The sequence below is a fragment of the Bradyrhizobium sp. Cp5.3 genome, from assembly GCF_000426265.1.
In the GTDB taxonomy this organism is placed as follows: domain Bacteria; phylum Pseudomonadota; class Alphaproteobacteria; order Rhizobiales; family Xanthobacteraceae; genus Bradyrhizobium; species Bradyrhizobium neotropicale.
This window is the reverse complement of the sequence record NZ_AUFA01000133.1, coordinates 1-1,562: the sequence shown is the minus strand read 5'-3', so window position 1 is coordinate 1,562 and position 1,562 is coordinate 1. Positions and strand designations below refer to the sequence as shown.

Sequence of the window (1,562 nt, the reverse complement as noted above, 5' to 3'; positions counted from 1 at the left end):
CTTTCAATTACCCATAATCTTTGCCTCGATCGCGGCTCCCAATTCGATATCGGTCAGCCGCGATAGTCCGCGCCAGATGACGGTATTTCCTGGAGGAGGATCGTTGGCTCGGGCTAAGTATCCTCCGAGCCGCGCGATCTTGACGACATAGTGCGAGAGCGTACCCCGTCGAGGGCGATCGCCACCCTTGTCTTTCACCAAATGATCAAGAAGCCTGAGTTCGGAATCTGTCAGCGCCGTCTGCGGTAGGGCATTCGGTGAGGAACGATTGAGCATCGTCATCCAGAAGACGCGCCAACTTACAATACAAAAAACGGCGATCAGATTGACCAAACGCTCAGCGGTTCGCAACTTCGAGTCCTCCGCCTTGCAGCCTGATTTGAGGATCTTATGGAAGACTTCGATCTTCCACCTCAACGAGTACCATTCGATTTTCTCGATGGCATCCCTGCGCGATTGGACCGGGAGATCGGTGAGGAGCTTCCACTCGATCTTCTTTCGCCGTTTCGGCGTTCCCCGCTCTTGAGCATGGATCACGGTCAGAGTGAGTGCGGGATATTTCTTCTGCTTGCCGATCGGCGGCAGAATCCGAAGCTTGCGGAAACGAATTTCGAGAAGCGCTTCGTCCGGGTCGCCTTTGTCGTCCTTGACCTTGATCCGATGCAGGCCTTTGACCGTAACCTCGTCCATTTCGTCGGCAATTGTATGATTGCCGTCCCCGGCAAGCCGATCAACACAGGTTCGCACCAGGAAATGCGTTCCAACCTCCTCGGCCAGGCAAAACAGTTCGTAGATGTCGCTCTCGCGATCGCCAATATGAACGCATCGTCCAGAGGACGCGAGAAGGTTGGTCGATTGCCGTAAATTCTCCAGCCAGCGGATGCTCTCCTTCTGCTCGATCGGAACACGCGTCGGATTGATCTTTCGCTTCAGCGCAGTCGTCCCCTTGAACTTCTTGCGGGTCCAGAACTTGATTGCCGCCAGTCCGAGCGGAAGCCCCTCGGTCGTCACGGCGAGGCTCGAATGCATCAGGATGCCGCACTGCGTGCGCCCCGCCGTCTTGCCTGTAAAGCCAATCAGATCCGGCTTCTCGCGCTTGAAACTGAATTCCGTCGTGTCTTGGAGAACGAGAATCGGTCCCTTCGTCGCCGTTACGCGCCCGCGCGTCGCCTCGAAATGACCGCAAAGAATATCCGCCTCGTTGACCCGTTCGTTGGAGAGGAAGCGATAGGCGGCCTTTGTGTTGGCCCAGTCCTGACAAACCAGCGGGATGCTTTGACCCATGTCACTCCCGATTTGTGCGAGCAATTTGCAGAACCGGCGGCCAAGCCGCTGATCCTTAAACTCGCTTCCCACAGCTTCCCGATCAACCCACGCCTCAGTCTCAATGCCGGCCGTCAATCGCTGAGCACGTGCCTCCGCGCGGTCCTTCACCAAGCCCATCAAGCACCCCACGCCTCCGAATCAGGTGCTCAACAATGAATCACAACAGATTCTTCCGATTCAAGATTTCGCCCGCAGCGCGTCGTTCAAATCCGATTCCAAATGTGGGTAATTGAAAG

At 56.1% G+C, this 1,562-nt stretch carries 1 protein-coding gene; it reads right to left on the bottom strand.

The features are described 5' to 3' along the window. Positions 1 to 3 precede the first annotated feature (3 nt). On the bottom strand, positions 4 to 1,443 hold the full coding sequence (locus K289_RS0140785) for an IS4 family transposase (RefSeq protein WP_027556539.1): 1,440 nt from the start codon (positions 1,441 to 1,443) through the stop codon (positions 4 to 6). Positions 1,444 to 1,562: the final 119 nt, after the last annotated feature.

What these genes read in the sequence shown, in the direction of transcription:
- K289_RS0140785 (WP_027556539.1), bottom strand. Translation starts at nt 1,443, where the DNA reads ATGGGCTTGGTGAAGGACCGCGCGGAGGCACGTGCTCAGCGATTGACG.